This is a genomic window from Conexibacter sp. SYSU D00693 (assembly GCF_017084525.1).
In the GTDB taxonomy this organism is placed as follows: domain Bacteria; phylum Actinomycetota; class Thermoleophilia; order Solirubrobacterales; family Solirubrobacteraceae; genus Baekduia.
Genome location: NZ_CP070950.1, coordinates 2280779 through 2293950, shown reverse-complemented (window position 1 = coordinate 2293950; position 13172 = coordinate 2280779). Strand labels below are relative to the sequence as shown.

The window sequence follows — 13172 nt, the reverse complement described above, 5'->3', positions numbered from 1 at the left end:
TGGTCTCAGGTGCCGCGGTGGGGGCTGCCGTCCGTGCGCGCCAGCGCGCTGACGAGCACCGCGCCGGCGAAGCCGAGCGCGATGAGCACGGGGGCCTGCGGGCCGACCGTCGCGAGGAGCACGACGGCGACGGCCACGAAGAGGATCGTGGAGGTCGTCTGGATCGTGGTCATGGCCCGAGGGTGCCCGTGGACCCCCGCGCGCGCCACCGCACCTGGTGGCAGACCACCCCTTCGGGTGACGCGCGTCAGCCGCCGGTGCGGACCGCGTCGCGGCCGGCGCCCTTGGCGGCGTACATCGCCCCGTCGGCCGACGCGAGGGCCGGCTCGACGCCCGCGTCGCCGAGGCGGGCGACCCCGACGGAGACCGAGACCCCGCCCAGGCCGACGAGCGGCGGGTGCAGCGCGACGGCGCGGCGCAGGCGCTCGGCGGCGAACGTCGCCTCGTCGAGCCGCGTGTCGTGGAGGACCGCCACGAACTCGTCGCCGCCCCAGCGGGCGAGCTCGTCGTCGGTGCGCAGCGCCCCGCGCAGCGCCTGGCCGACCTCGCGCAGGGCCTCGTCGCCCGCGGCGTGGCCGAGTGTGTCGTTGATCTGCTTGAAGCGGTCGACGTCGATCTTGAGGACGACCGCCTCGCGGCACGAGGCGCGGGCGCGCTCGAGCAGGAGCGTCCCCTGGCGGCGGTTGGGCAGCCCGGTCAGCGGGTCCGTCGCCGCCTGGCGGGCGAGGTCCTCGTTGGCGGCGCGCAGCTCGTCCTGGAGGCGCTTGACGCGGATGGCGCCGCCGAGGCGCGCGTCGAGCACCGGCCAGCGCGGCGGCTTGGCGACGAAGTCGTGGGCGCCGCGGCGCAGGGCCTCGACGAGCATCTCCTCCTCCGTCGAGCCGGTGAGCACGACGACGGGGACGCCCGCCGTGGAAGGGCCGGCGCCGAGGCGCTCGAGGACGTCGAGCCCGTGGACGTCGGGCAGCTCGAGGTCGAGCAGGACGACGTCGGGCCGGGCGAGCCGCGCGATCGTGATGCCGCCGTGACCGTCGGCGGCGCAGCTCACGCGGTGGCCGCGGGAGACCAGGTGCCGCTCGAGCGCGGTGCGCACGACGGCGTCGTCGTCGACGACGACGACCGATGCGGCGGCTCCGGTCACACCCACTGCTTCGGCAGCGCGCCCGAACCTGTGAGCGCCCGTCGGCGAACGGCGAACGGCGGACGGCGGACGACGCTCGTCGCGGTGTGGACGGTCCCGCCTCAGGCAACGAGTGGCGGATCGACCCGCGGGTGTGCGGGTCGATCCGCCGAGGGAGGGGGAACGGCCGGCGGGCGCGTCCTCCGAGGGCGGTCTTGAGGGTTCGAACGGCGTGACCCTGCGATCTCCGGCGTGGGACGCCGGGATCGACAGGCTCGCGGTCGTCGATGGCCCCGAACGTCTTGCGGGCTAGGCGGCGCGGGCGGCGTCTCGGTCGTCGTCGAGCGCCAGCGTGACGGTGTCGGCGAGCCGCCGGCCACGGCGGGTGAGCACGACGCGGCCGTCGCGCACGACGACGAGGCCGTCGTCCGCGAGGCGCTGCGCGGCCCGCGATCCATGGGGTCCGAGCAGGGCGGCGTCGAGGCCCTCGGCGAGGCGGACCTCGAGCAGGAGGCGCTCCGTACGGCGCTCGCGCGCGGTCAGCACCTCGCGCCCGGCGGCGGGGACCTCCCCGGCGGTCACCCGCTCGGCCCAGGCCGTCGGGTGCTTGGCGTTCCACCATCGCACCCCGTCGACGTGCGAGTGGGCGCCCGGCCCGGCGCCCCACCAGTCCCGGCCGGTCCAGTAGGCGATGTTGTGGTGGCAGCGCGCGGCGTCCGACGCGGCCCAGTTCGAGATCTCGTACCAGCGCAGCCCCGCGGCCGCGAGCCGCGCGTCGGCCTGCTCGTAGCGCTCGGCGAGCTCGTCGTCGTCGGGCTCGCGGACCTCCCCGCGGCGCACGCGGGCCGCCAGTCGCGTCCCCGGCTCGACGATCAGCGCGTACGCGCTGACGTGGTCGACGCCGGCGTCCAGGACGGCGTCGAGCGCCTGGTCCCAGTCGGCGGCGGTCTCGCCCGGCGTGCCGTAGATGAGGTCCAGCGAGACGTGCTCGAAGCCGGCGGCGCGGGCCTCGCGCGCGGCCTGCACCGGACGGCCCGGCGCGTGGACGCGCTCGAGCACGTCGAGCACGTGCGGCGCGACGTGCTGCATGCCCAGCGACACGCGCGAGAAGCCGGCGGCGCGCAGGTCGGCGAGCTTCGCGGGGTCGACGGTCTCGGGGTTGGCCTCCGTGGTGACCTCGGCGCCGGGCGCGAGGCCGAAGCGCGCGTCGATGCCCTCGAGCACGCGCGCGAGGTCGCGGGCGGGCAGGAGGGTGGGCGTGCCGCCGCCGAAGAAGACCGTCGCGACCTCGCGCGGGCCGAGCTCGCGCCGCGCGACGTCGAGCTCGCGCAGGAGCACGTCGGCCCACGCCTCGCGCGCGCCTCCGCCCGGCAGCTCGTCGGCCGTGTAGGTGACGAAGTCGCAGTAGCCGCAGCGCGTCGCGCAGAACGGCACGTGGACGTAGAACGACAGCTGGGCGGGCGACCCCGAGGTCACCCGCCCAGTGTGGCACCGGGCGCCAGGCGCCCGGCGACGAGGACTACTTGCCGCCGCGGGCCTGCTCGATGGTGTTCTGGGCCTGCTCGACGGTGTGCGACAGCGAGGTCGCCAGGCCGTTCATGCCCTCGGCCGTGCCGGCGACGTTCTTGGAGATCTGCGTGAGCTCGTCGGCCGAGCGCGACACCATGGTCATGCCGCCGGCGATCTCCTCGAGGATCTGCGCCGTGCCGCGGACGGCCTCGGCGATCGAGACGAACGAGTCCTTGGCGGCGACGGCCTGGTCGCCCACGGAGCTCGCCTTCTCGGCGGTCGTGCCGACGGCGCCGTCGACGTTGTTGATGGCCTTCAGCGAGCGCTCGTTGAGCTCGGTGATGTCCTTCAGCGACGAGCGGGTGAGGTCGGCCAGCTTGCGGACCTCCTCGGCGACGACGGCGAAGCCGCGGCCGTTCTCGCCCGCGCGGGCGGCCTCGATGGCGGCGTTGAGCGCCAGGAGGTTCGTCTGGTCGGCGATCTCGCCGATGGACTTCACGATCGTCGAGGTGCGGCGGATCTGCTCGGTGAGGTCGGTGACCTCCTCGCGGATCGCGTCGACGGCGACGCCCATCTCCGACGAGGCGCGCTCCGTCTCGGCGATGACCTGCTCGCCGTTGGAGGCCAGCTCGACGCAGAGGCCGATCTGCTCCTTGCCGCTGCCGGCCTGCGACTCGACCTCGCCGGAGACGCTCGAGAGCTCGGTGGCGGAGGCGTGCGACTGCTGCGCCGCGGCGGCCAGGGTCTCGGCGCGCGTCGTCAGCTCGCCCTGCTGCTCGCCGAGGGTCACGGTCTGCTGCTCGATCTCGCCGATCAGCGTCCCGATCTTGCCCTCGCGGGCGTCCAGGAAGGACTGCGTGACGAGGGCGAGGTCGCCCGTCGTGACCTTGCGGTAGGCCATGATCGCCTGGGCCAGCGTGGTCGGGTCGTCCTGGTAGAGCTCGATGAGCGCCGGGATGACGACGCGGTCGATGCCGAGCATCGCGCACAGGAAGGCCTGAATCGGCAGGTCGATGCGGTCGTGGACGACGCCGATGCGCTCGATGCCGGTCATGCGGCCGTCGTCGACGACGCCGCTGACGACGGTCGCGAAGTAGCGCTCGAGGGTCCCGGCGAGGCGGTCGACGCTCGAGTTGTCCTCGATGATCTGGCGGAGCTCCGGCACCTGCAGGATGCGGGAGTAGAAGGACTCGACGACCTCCTTGCCGCGGCCCTCGAGCGAGGTGCCGCCGAGCAGCTCGAGGTCGCGCGTGTTGAGGCCGGTCAGCGCCAGCAGGTCACGCCAGTTCTGCTGGGAGACGTGGACGGGGCGCCCCTGCGTGTCGACGGAGGAGGCGGGGTTGGAAGCGGTCGCAGCCATGTGGGTCCTTGAGTCGGAGAGGGCGATGACCCTTGGTTCGGCCGCGACGGGCGTCCCTCAAGAGCCCAGCCGTGCCAACTGCGACGAACGGCGGTGTGGTGCCGCCGAGAGGTGTCCAGGTGTCCGTGGACCGGGGTCATCCGTTCGGCGGACCCGGACGGACCGGTCCGCGAAGCTCGCTAGGGTCCGGCCCGATGCGACGCCTGACCGCGCTGGTGACGGTCGCGCTGCTGGCCGCCGGGGGCGTGGCCGGCTGCGGCTCGGACGACGAGGCCAACCGCTACGTCGGCCAGGTCAACGAGGCCCAAGAGGCCTTCGCCGGGACCGTCAAGCAGCTCGAGACCGGGATCAGCGCCACGAGCACGCCCGAGCAGGACCGCCGGACGCTGACGCGCTTCCGCGGGGCGGTCGACGACGTCGTGGCGCGCCTGCGCCGGATCGACCCGCCGGGCGAGGTCGCCCAGCTGCACCAGCGGCTGACCTCGGTCATCGGGCGCTACGGCACGGAGATCGACCGCTTCAAGACGGCCGCCGGGTCCTCGAACCCGCAGCGCGTGCTCGCGGCGGAGACGGACTTCAAGGCCCGCGTCTCGCGGATCAGCGCCGACATCAACGGCGCCATCAAGCAGATCAACGACGAGCTCGGCGCGAGCTAGGCGGAGGGCGCCTCGGGCGCCGGCGGACCGACGAGCTGCTCGAGCTCGGCGAGCGCGTCCTCGAGGGCCGCGATGCGCCGGCCGGCCAGCTGCGCCTCGCGCGCCAGCTCCGTCGCGAGCACGACGATGCGGTCGTCATCCAGGACCTCGGGGACCGTCGTGGGTGGCGCGGCGGCCGGGACCGGGAGGGCGGGCGGGTCGGGCGGGGCCTCCACGCCCTCGCGGCGGCGGCGGGTCTCCTCCTCGATCTCGCGGAGGATCTCGGCGGCGCGCGGGGAGAGCGCAGGGGGGTCGTCGCCGGCGGCCACGAGGAGGTCACTCTAGAGGCGGGTCCGGCAGACTCGGGCCATGTCGCCGTTCTGGTTCTGGACCCAGGTGCTCTGCTGCGTCTTCGTGCTCGCGGGGATCGTGATCGCGATCACGAAGCTCGCCTGAGCCCGCCGAAGAGCCGGCGGCGCAGCGTCGGCTGCTCGGGCGGCTCGGGCGGCTCGGTCCCCGCCAGCAGCGCCTCGGGCACCGCGCGGCAGAGGTGGTCGACCCAGTCGCCGTAGCCGACGCGCTCGAGCTGCTCGCGCACGCCGGGCGGCCGGCGCAGCGACGGGCCGTGGGCATCGGAGGCGACGTTGTGCACCAGGCCGTCCTGGAGCATCCCCATCGCGAAGCGCTGGACGTCGCGGCCGAAGCGCCCGACGAACGAACCGGCCGTCACCTGCATGAGCATCCCCTCGGCGACGCAGCGCTCGACGACCTCGCGGTCGCGCAGGAACGCGGGGATGCGCTCGGGGTGGGCGACGAGGAGCCGGTGGCCGCGGGCCGCGAGGCCCTGCAGGACGAACTCGAAGTCGGGCGCCGCGGGGGAGAGGGGCGGCTCGAGCAGCAGCCACGGGCCGCCGCCGAGGGTGAGCGCCCGCAGCTCCTCGTCGTCGAGCTCGGCGGCCTGCGTCAGCGCCACCTCGGCGCCCGGGAGGACCTGCAGGTCGAGCTCCTCGCGCGCGAGCGCGTCGCGCACGCTGGCGACGCCCGCGGCGATGCGCGCGGCGTCGTTGTCCGGGAACTCCCATGCCACGTGCGGCGTGGCCACGACCGTCGTGATCCCGGCGGCCACCTGCGCGCGACAGAGGCCGAGGGCCTCCTCGAGGTCCTCGGGCCCGTCGTCGATGCCGGGCAGGACGTGGCAGTGGAGGTCGATCACGCGCGGACGCGAACGATAGGGTCCGCATCCATGTTCGGATCGATCGTGGTGGGGACCGACGGGTCGGACACGGCGCGCAAGGCCGTCGACCAGGCCGTGCAGCTCGCGGAGTCCACGGGCTCCAAGCTCCTGGTCGTCAGTGCCTACGAGCCGGTGTCGGACGCGCGCCTGCGCGAGGAGGCCGCGCAGGTGCCGGGCGACCTCCAGTGGATGGTCAACCCGCGCGAGGACGTCGACGCCACCCTGCGTGCCGCGGCCGAGGAGGCCGGGGAGCGGGGTGTGACGGTCGAGACCTTCGCCCGCCAGGGCGACCCGGCCGACGCGATCCTCGACGTCGCCGAGGAGCGCGACGCCGGGCTCATCGTGGTCGGCAACAAGGGCATGACGGGCGCCAAGCGCTTCCTGCTGGGCTCCGTGCCCAACAAGGTCAGCCACCACGCCCCCTGCAGCGTCCTCATCATCCGCACGACCTAGGCCGAGGCGGCCGCGGGGCCGCTACGGGGTGACGGGGACGGCGGGGTCGGTCGCGCGGCCCGCGTCCAGCAGACCCGCGCCGTAGTGGCGGTCGCGGCCCGTCGGGCCGAGGTCGCGCGCGGTCGTCTCGAGCCGGCGCTCCACGGCCACCGGCGACGGGCGCTCGCCGAGCACCCCGCTGGCGATGACGAGCGCGGCGGCGGCCGAGACGTGCGGGACGGCCATCGACGTGCCCTTGTAGTTGCCGGGGATGCCGAAGCTCCGGCGCTCCTTGCCGACGAGCGTGATCTGGGCGATGTTCTGCCCGCGCCGGCCGCGGGGCCGGCACTCGGGCTGGGCGAGGAGCTCGTCGGGTCCGCCGCCGGGGGCGACGAGGTCCAGGCCGAAGCCGCGGTTGGAGAAGTCCGACAGGCAGCCGTGCTCGGTCGTCGAGCCCACGGAGATGACCGGCGCCGCGCGTGCGGGGTAGGCGACCGCGTCGGCCTCGTTGCCCGAGGCGCCGACGATGACGGCCCCGCGCCCGTGCGCGTAGTCGATGGCGTCCAGCAGCTGCGGGATGTCGCGCGGGCGGACGTCGGCGGAGAACTCGAGCGAGAGGTTGATGACCTGCGCGCCGCGCCGGGCGGCGTAGCGCACGCCCTTGGCGATCGTCGCGGCGTCGCCCTCGCCGCGGTCGTCGAGCACCCGGACGGGCATGAGCTTCGTGCCGTAGGCCAGGCCGGTGAGGCCGGTGCCGTTGTTCGTCTGCTCGCCGATGGTCGACGCGACGTGCGTGCCGTGGCCGTTGGCGTCGTTGGCGTACGGATCGCCGTCGACGAAGTCGTAGCCCGCGACGAACTGGGCGGGGTCGAGGTCGGGCGACTGGAGGTACTCGCCGCGCTGGCGGTAGGCGACGCCCGTGTCCAGCACCGCGACGACGACGCCGGCGCCGCCCGGGCGCCCGGCGGCGATGAGGTGCTCCCAGGCGGCCGGCGCGTTGACGCCGAACGGCCCGGCGAAGTTCCACTGGATCGTCGGCCACGGGTGGCCCTGCCAGACGTCGTCGGGCATGAACGCCGCGGCACGCGCCTTCACGTTGCGGACGGCGTAGCGGACGCCGTCCTGCCGGCGCAGGCGGCGGATGGTGCCCTGCACGTCCGTCGTCCGGACCGTGTGGAACTGCGGCCCGCCGGCGGCCGCCGCGGTCGCGTGGCCCTCGGTCGCGACGACGACCTCGCCGGGGACGGCGTCGGCCCCGTGCGCGGCGGCGGGCGCACCCAGGAGGGCGCCGGCGGCGGCGAGGGCGAGGAGGGCAGGGCGCATCGGGGACAGCATCATCGGCGTGTGCAGGTGAGAACGCCTGCAGAGCCTCGTGGTTGTGGTCGGCATGATGACGGCTCGCGTGCAGCCGCTTGGACACGATGACGACTGGATGGCGCTCGCCCTCGATGAGGCACGGGCGGCCGAGGCGCACGGCGACGTGCCGATCGGCGCGGTCGTCGTGGCCGGCGACGGGCGCGTGCTCGGCGCAGGGCACAACGAGCGCGAGCTGCGCGAGGACCCGACGGCGCACGCCGAGGTGCTCGCCCTCCAGCGCGCCGCCGCCGCGCTGGGCTCGTGGCGGGTGCTCGACGCGACGCTCTACGTGACCCTCGAGCCCTGCACCATGTGCGCGGGCGCGATCGTGCTGTCGCGGGTCCCGCGGGTCGTCTTCGGCTGCACGGACCCGAAGGCCGGCGCGGCCGGCTCCGTGCTCGACGTCCTGGCCCAGCCGCAGCTCAACCACCGGCCCGAGGTCGTCGGGGGCGTGCGGGCGGACGAGTGCGCCGAGGTGCTGCGGGCGTTCTTCCGCGCGCGGCGCTAGGGCCGCAGGGCCTCGGTCCCAGGGGCGAGCATCGATTGGCGGATCCTCCGCTCTGCAGACGGAAGATGCGCCAACGGATGTCCCGGGGGGGCGCTAGGGGCGCAGCGACTCCGGCAGCGGCCCGCCGAGCCGCGCTGCCACCGCCTCGAGCTCGTCGCGCGGGACGAGCTCCACGCCGAGCCGGCGGGCCACCGCCTCGACCGCCGTGCGCCGGCGCGGCTCGTTGGCCGGCGGGCGGGCGAGGGCCTCGATGCGCGCGTGCTCCGCACGCAGCCCGGCGCGGTGGGCCTCGATGCGCCCCCAGCAGGTGACGACGCCCTCGGTCCAGTCGAACTCGCCGTAGTAGGCCTGGGTGCCGGGCCGGTGGTAGGCGTAGATGCCGCACTGGCAGTCGGGGTGCGGCGAGGCGTGGGGCTCGGCCAGCCAGCCGCGGCCCTGCTGCAGGCGGCGGTTGGCGTCGAAGCAGTCCGCGTGCAGCAGGCGCCCCTCCCAGCGGCACGGGATGTAGGGGGACAGCAGGCGGTCGCCGACCAGGCGCCAGGCGCGGAAGCCGACGACGGCGCCGGCGAGGTCCGGGGCGACGGCGGCGGCCGGCTGCGCGCTCACGGGGCGGGGACGGGCTCCGGGGTGGGCGCGGGCGGCTGCGGCTCGGGCGCGCGATCGGGCTGGGGCTGGGGCTCGCGGGCCGGCGCGGGCGCGCGCTCCGGGAGCTCGACGGGCTCGACGACGATCGTGCGGGAGGGACCGTGCAGCGACATGGGGCTCAGGTCCATCGTAGCCGCGTTCGGGTGCCCTAACCCGACGGTCGTGCGCCTACAGTGGTGCGGTGCTCGCCGCGGTGCTGGCCTTCATCGCCGCCTCCGGCCTCACCGAGTCGCCGCCGCTGGTCCCGGCCCGGTGCCCGACCCGGACGATGCCGTCCCTGTGCCGGGCGGCGGTCGGCACGGTGCTGACGATCCAGTCGGTCGACCCCGATGGCGACGGCGACCTGCACGTCGTCGCCCAGGGCGGCTCGATCACCGCGCCGGGGATCACGGTCTTCGACGTGCGCAAGGGGCTGCGCCCGCGCCGTGACCCGCGCCCCGGCGACCAGGTGACCGGCGCCGGTCCCGTCTTCCGTGGGTCGTTCGGCCAGCGCCAGGTCCAGGTGGACGTCTTCCGGGTGCGCCGGCGCTGAGGTCGCGCTAGCGTCGCGCCCGATGCGCCGCCTGGCCGTCCTGCTCACCGTCGTCGCCAGCGCCGTGGCCGCCACGCCCGCGCTCGCCCCCGCGGCCGGCGACGGGCTCGAGGGCGCCCGCGCGAAGGCCGTCAGCTGGGCCGTGTCGCAGGCCGGCCACCGCGAGCGTGGGACGACGAACTGCTCGGCGCGCATCACGAGGTGGGAGCGCGCGATGGGGCTCGAGGCGCCGCCGTGCCAGGCCTGGTGCGGGGCGTTCGTCCACGAGGCGTTCCGCCGGGCCGGCGTCAAGCTCTCGGCGCGGCTCATCGACCCCGACCGCTCGTACACCGACGCGGTCCGCGGCCAGCGCGGGCTCAAGGCGATCCCGAAGGGCCAGGTCCGCCCCGGCGACCTCCTGTTCTTCGCCTTCCGCCGCGGGCTCAAGGCGTCCCACATCGCGATCGTGCGCACGAAGCCGAGCGGCGGCGCGGTGCTCACCGTCGAGGGCAACGTCGCCCACGCGGTCCGCTTCGCGCGCCGCGGCCTGAAGTACCCGGTGCTCGCCGCGCGCGTCACCGGCTGAGCCCCGGTCGGCCGCCCGGGCGTGAGCGTCCTGTGAACGCCCCTCGTCGGCGGGGGAGGGCGGTGGTAGGAGGCGGGGGTGCACCCGCTCCGCCTGTCCCTGGCCGCCGCTGCCACGGCCGCCGTCGCCGCCGCGCCGGCGACCGCCACGGCCGCCCCGAAGCCCGTCGGGCTCGTCCCGCTCGGCACCGCCGTCGCGCCCACCTCGCCGTCCGCGGAGATCGCGGCCTTCGACGCCGGCACGCGCCGCGTCTTCGCCACGAACGCCGCCGCCAACCGGCTCGACGTCTACGACCTGCGCACCCCGTCGTCGCCGGCGTTCGTCACGTCGATCCCGCTGGGGAGCTACGGCGCCACGCCGAACTCCGTCGACGTCTCGAGCAAGGGGGTCGTCGCCGTGGCCGTCGAGGCCTCGCCGAAGACCTCCCCGGGCACGGTCGCCTTCTTCGACGCCCGCACGCTGCGCGCCCGCGGCGCCGTGACCGTCGGCTCGCAGCCCGACATGGTCCGCTTCACCCCGGCCGGGCACCGTGTCCTCGTCGCCAACGAGGGTGAGCCGTCGAGCTACGGCCAGCCCGACAGCATCGACCCGGAGGGCACGGTCAGCATCGTCCGCCCGCCGGTCGACCAGGCCGGCCCGTCCGAGGTCGAGCGCATCGGCTTCACGTCGCTCGACCGGCGCGGCGTCGCCGGCACGCATGCCGGCTACCCCGGCCACACGTTCGCGCAGAACGCCGAGCCCGAGTACGTCGCCGTCGACGAGGAGAGCACGACCGCCTGGGTCACGCTCCAGGAGACCAACGCCGTCGCCTCGATCGACCTGAAGCTCAACGCCCTGTCCGGGGTGCGCGGCCTGGGTCGCAAGGAGCACGGCCTCCCCGAGAACGCGTTCGACCCGTCCGACCGCGACGGCCCGAACAACGGCGGCAAGATCGACATCCGCACGGCGCCCGTGCGGGGGATGTCCCAGCCCGACGCGATCGCGGCCTACGAGGTGCGCGACCGCACGTACCTCGCCACCGCCAACGAGGGCGACGCGCGCGACTGGCCGGGCTTCTCCGAGGAGGCCCGCGTCTCGTCCCTCACGCTGGACCCGACCGCCTTCCCGAATCGCGTCGACCTCCAGAAGAACCCCCAGCTCGGTCGCCTGAACGTCTCGAAGGTCGAGGGCGACACCGACGGGGATGGCGACGTCGACGAGCTGCACAGCTTCGGCGCCCGCTCCATGTCGATCCTGTCCGGCACCGACCTGCGGATGACCTACGACACCGGCGCCGAGCTCGAGCAGACCGCCGCGGCCTTCCAGCCCGACCTCTTCAACAGCGAGGGCACCGCCGCCACGTTCGACCAGCGCTCGGACAACAAGGGCCCCGAGCCCGAGGGCGTCGGCACCGTCGAGCTCGGCCGCCGCACCCTCGCCGTCCTCGGCGCCGAGCGCCTGGGCGCGATCTACACCTACGACCTCACCGCCGACCCCGGCCGCGCCGTCCTCGTCGGCTACTCGCCCTCGTCGGCGGGCAACGTCTCGCCCGAGGGCGTCGACACCGTCCCCGCCGACCAGTCCCCGACCGGCCGCCCGCTCGTCCTCGTCTCCTACGAGGTCAGCGGCACCGTCGGCGTGTACGAGGTCCGCGACGACCTCCCGGGCTGACCCTGACGGCCGCGCCCGGGCGGGGGACGACCACCCGCCCGGGCGCGCTACCCTGCCGGTCCGCCCGTAGCGGGCCTCGCGGAGGGGTGCCGGAGTGGTTGAACGGGGCGGTCTCGAAAACCGTTGTGCGGCTTTGCCGTACCGAGGGTTCGAATCCCTCCCCCTCCGCCTCAGGACGGCTCGCGCCGGTGCCACGCCGGGGGTCGACGCTCAGCGACGGCGCACGCGCTCGCAGCCGCTGACGCGGTCCGAGCGGTCCACGTACGCGACGTCGCGGCCCGGGCCGCAGTCGAGGCGGTCGCGGCCGCCGCTGACGCTCGTGAGCCGGTCGTTGCCCGGGCCGCCGTCTAGGCGGTCGGGGTCGTAGCCGCCGTTGAGGCGATCCCTGCCCGGGCCGCCGCGGAGGTCGTCGCGTCCGCGGCCGCCCTCGAGGACGTCGTCACCGTCGCCGCCGTCGAGGACGTCGTCGTGGGCGCGGCCGTAGAGCTGGTCGCCGCCGCCCCGGCCGCGCAGGACGTCGTCGCCGACCTCGCCTTCGAGGTGGTCGGCGGCCGGGCCGCCCGTGAGGAGGTCGTCACCGGCGCGGCCGAGGAGGAGGACGCGCAGGCTGGTCGGGTCGCCCGGAGCGACGATGGGGAACCAGCGCGTGCCACCGTCCCAGGCGAGGCCGGGCAGGAAGTTGCGGCCGTCCTGCGTGACGATCGTCAGCCGGTCGTCGCCCGGCGTGCCGGAGGCGGTGCCGAGCTCGTCGCGGGCGGGGGTGCCGCGGGCGGCCGCCGCGGCGCCGCCGACGAGCTTGCCGCGGTTCACGACCCCGGCCAGGACGTCGGCCGCGCCGTCCGGAGGAGGCGCGACGCGCACCTCCTCACAGCCGTCGCGGTAGATGCCGTCGTCGGCCGCGTACGCGTAGCGCACCACGACCACATCCCAGCCCCCGCCGCAGATGACCTGCGCCGGGCTGAGGAGCTGGACCTCGTCGTCACCCTCGCCGCCGTCGACCTTCGGCCAGCCGTTGCCCCGCCCGAAGTACGAGCCGGTGGCCGAGCCGACCTGGATGCGGTCGCGGCCGTCGCCCCCGTGCAGGACGCCGATGCCGCGGTCGCCGACCAGGACGTCGTCGCCGCCCTCGCCGAAGAGCTCGTCGTTGCCGTTGCCGCCCCGCACGACGTCGTCGCCGCTGCCGGCCAGCACGAGCAGGTCGTCGCCGCTGTTGGCGTCGATGTAGTCGTCCCCGGAGCCGCCCTCGATGCGCAGTTCGTTGCCCTGGCCGGTCTCGACGATGAAGTCGTGACCGGGCCCGCCCAGCAGGGCGTCGTCGCCGTCGCCGCCGTCGATCCGGTCGTCGCCCGGACCGCCGTCGACGTGGTCGTTGCCGCTGCCCCCGTGGAGGCGGTCGTCTCCGCGGCCGCCGCGCAGGACGTCGTCGCCCGACAAGCCGCGCAGGACGTCGTCGCCTGCGCGGCCCTCGAGGCGCTGGGGGCCGAAGCCGCCCGCGAGCTCCGCAGCCCGGGCCGAGGCGCAGCCCACGACCGGCAGCACGAGGACGAGCACGGCGGCCACGCGGCACATGGAGGACATCGCGGCGTCCATCGGCACACCGCGGGGACGGCTGTAGACCGCGCGGCG

The 13172-nt window shown here is 75.4% G+C and carries 16 protein-coding genes and 1 tRNA gene; 7 read left to right on the top strand and 10 right to left on the bottom strand.

From position 1 onward, the window contains the following. Positions 1 to 5: 5 nt before the first annotated feature. From JUB12_RS11410 to JUB12_RS11395, 4 genes are all read right to left on the bottom strand, one after another. Positions 6 to 173 (bottom strand): hypothetical protein, encoded by a 168-nt coding sequence (locus tag JUB12_RS11410; protein ID WP_205695526.1) that lies wholly within the window; start codon positions 171 to 173, stop codon positions 6 to 8. A 74-nt stretch (positions 174 to 247) separates the two neighbouring features. Then, positions 248 to 1141, bottom strand: a complete 894-nt coding sequence (locus tag JUB12_RS11405; RefSeq protein WP_205695525.1) for a diguanylate cyclase — start codon at positions 1139 to 1141, stop codon at positions 248 to 250. Between the two features lie 288 nt (positions 1142 to 1429). Continuing rightward, entirely contained in the window at positions 1430 to 2596 is a 1167-nt protein-coding gene (gene hemW, locus JUB12_RS11400; protein ID WP_205695524.1) for a radical SAM family heme chaperone HemW, read from the bottom strand. 43 nt (positions 2597 to 2639) lie between these two features. Then, complete coding sequence (locus JUB12_RS11395; RefSeq protein ID WP_205695523.1) at positions 2640 to 3989, bottom strand: globin-coupled sensor protein; 1350 nt, start codon at positions 3987 to 3989, stop codon at positions 2640 to 2642. 194 nt (positions 3990 to 4183) lie between these two features. Here JUB12_RS11395 and JUB12_RS11390 point away from each other — a divergent pair, with 194 nt between their 5' ends. Next, on the top strand, positions 4184 to 4645 hold the full coding sequence (locus JUB12_RS11390) for a hypothetical protein (RefSeq protein WP_205695522.1): 462 nt from the start codon (positions 4184 to 4186) through the stop codon (positions 4643 to 4645). On the opposite strand, the gene JUB12_RS11385 is transcribed toward JUB12_RS11390, so the two are convergent. Both JUB12_RS11385 and JUB12_RS11380 read right to left on the bottom strand, forming a co-directional pair. After that, positions 4642 to 4953 (bottom strand): hypothetical protein, encoded by a 312-nt coding sequence (locus tag JUB12_RS11385; RefSeq protein WP_205695521.1) that lies wholly within the window; start codon positions 4951 to 4953, stop codon positions 4642 to 4644. The two genes, JUB12_RS11390 and JUB12_RS11385, sit on opposite strands and share 4 nt — an antisense overlap. A 110-nt stretch (positions 4954 to 5063) precedes the next feature. Next, positions 5064 to 5837 carry a tyrosine-protein phosphatase gene (locus tag JUB12_RS11380; protein WP_205695520.1) on the bottom strand — a complete coding sequence of 258 codons (774 nt, stop codon included), beginning with the start codon at positions 5835 to 5837 and terminating at the stop codon, positions 5064 to 5066. Between the two features lie 30 nt (positions 5838 to 5867). Here JUB12_RS11380 and JUB12_RS11375 point away from each other — a divergent pair, with 30 nt between their 5' ends. Further along, positions 5868 to 6311 (top strand): universal stress protein, encoded by a 444-nt coding sequence (locus tag JUB12_RS11375; RefSeq protein ID WP_205695519.1) that lies wholly within the window; start codon positions 5868 to 5870, stop codon positions 6309 to 6311. Positions 6312 to 6332: 21 nt separating this feature from the next. On the opposite strand, the gene JUB12_RS11370 is transcribed toward JUB12_RS11375, so the two are convergent. Then, entirely contained in the window at positions 6333 to 7613 is a 1281-nt protein-coding gene (locus JUB12_RS11370) for a S8 family serine peptidase (protein WP_205695518.1), read from the bottom strand. 67 nt (positions 7614 to 7680) lie between these two features. Between JUB12_RS11370 and tadA the strand changes: the two genes are divergently transcribed. Continuing rightward, a complete protein-coding gene (gene tadA / locus JUB12_RS11365; RefSeq protein ID WP_256436479.1) occupies positions 7681 to 8154 on the top strand; it encodes a tRNA adenosine(34) deaminase TadA in 474 nt (157 codons plus the stop codon). Positions 8155 to 8247: 93 nt separating this feature from the next. On the opposite strand, the gene JUB12_RS11360 is transcribed toward tadA, so the two are convergent. Both JUB12_RS11360 and JUB12_RS11355 read right to left on the bottom strand, forming a co-directional pair. Further along, positions 8248 to 8760: a hypothetical protein gene (locus JUB12_RS11360; protein ID WP_205695516.1), complete on the bottom strand. Its 513-nt coding sequence runs from the start codon at positions 8758 to 8760 to the stop codon at positions 8248 to 8250. Further along, positions 8757 to 8927: a hypothetical protein gene (locus JUB12_RS11355; RefSeq protein WP_205695515.1), complete on the bottom strand. Its 171-nt coding sequence runs from the start codon at positions 8925 to 8927 to the stop codon at positions 8757 to 8759. Before JUB12_RS11355 ends, JUB12_RS11360 begins: the two co-directional genes overlap by 4 nt. Positions 8928 to 8980: 53 nt before the next feature. Between JUB12_RS11355 and JUB12_RS11350 the strand changes: the two genes are divergently transcribed. The 4 genes from JUB12_RS11350 (at position 8981) to JUB12_RS11335 (ending at position 11714) form a co-directional block, all read left to right on the top strand. Beyond that, positions 8981 to 9331, top strand: a complete 351-nt coding sequence (locus tag JUB12_RS11350) for a hypothetical protein (protein WP_205695514.1) — start codon at positions 8981 to 8983, stop codon at positions 9329 to 9331. 22 nt (positions 9332 to 9353) lie between these two features. Next, a complete protein-coding gene (locus tag JUB12_RS11345) occupies positions 9354 to 9896 on the top strand; it encodes an NlpC/P60 family protein (protein WP_205695513.1) in 543 nt (180 codons plus the stop codon). 78 nt (positions 9897 to 9974) lie between these two features. Continuing rightward, positions 9975 to 11546, top strand: a complete 1572-nt coding sequence (locus JUB12_RS11340; protein WP_205695512.1) for a choice-of-anchor I family protein — start codon at positions 9975 to 9977, stop codon at positions 11544 to 11546. Between the two features lie 80 nt (positions 11547 to 11626). Then, a tRNA-Ser gene (locus tag JUB12_RS11335) sits at positions 11627 to 11714 on the top strand. Between the two features lie 42 nt (positions 11715 to 11756). Here JUB12_RS11335 and JUB12_RS11330 read toward each other — a convergent pair. Further along, positions 11757 to 13136 carry a calcium-binding protein gene (locus tag JUB12_RS11330; protein WP_205695511.1) on the bottom strand — a complete coding sequence of 460 codons (1380 nt, stop codon included), beginning with the start codon at positions 13134 to 13136 and terminating at the stop codon, positions 11757 to 11759. Between the last annotated feature and the right edge of the window lie 36 nt (positions 13137 to 13172).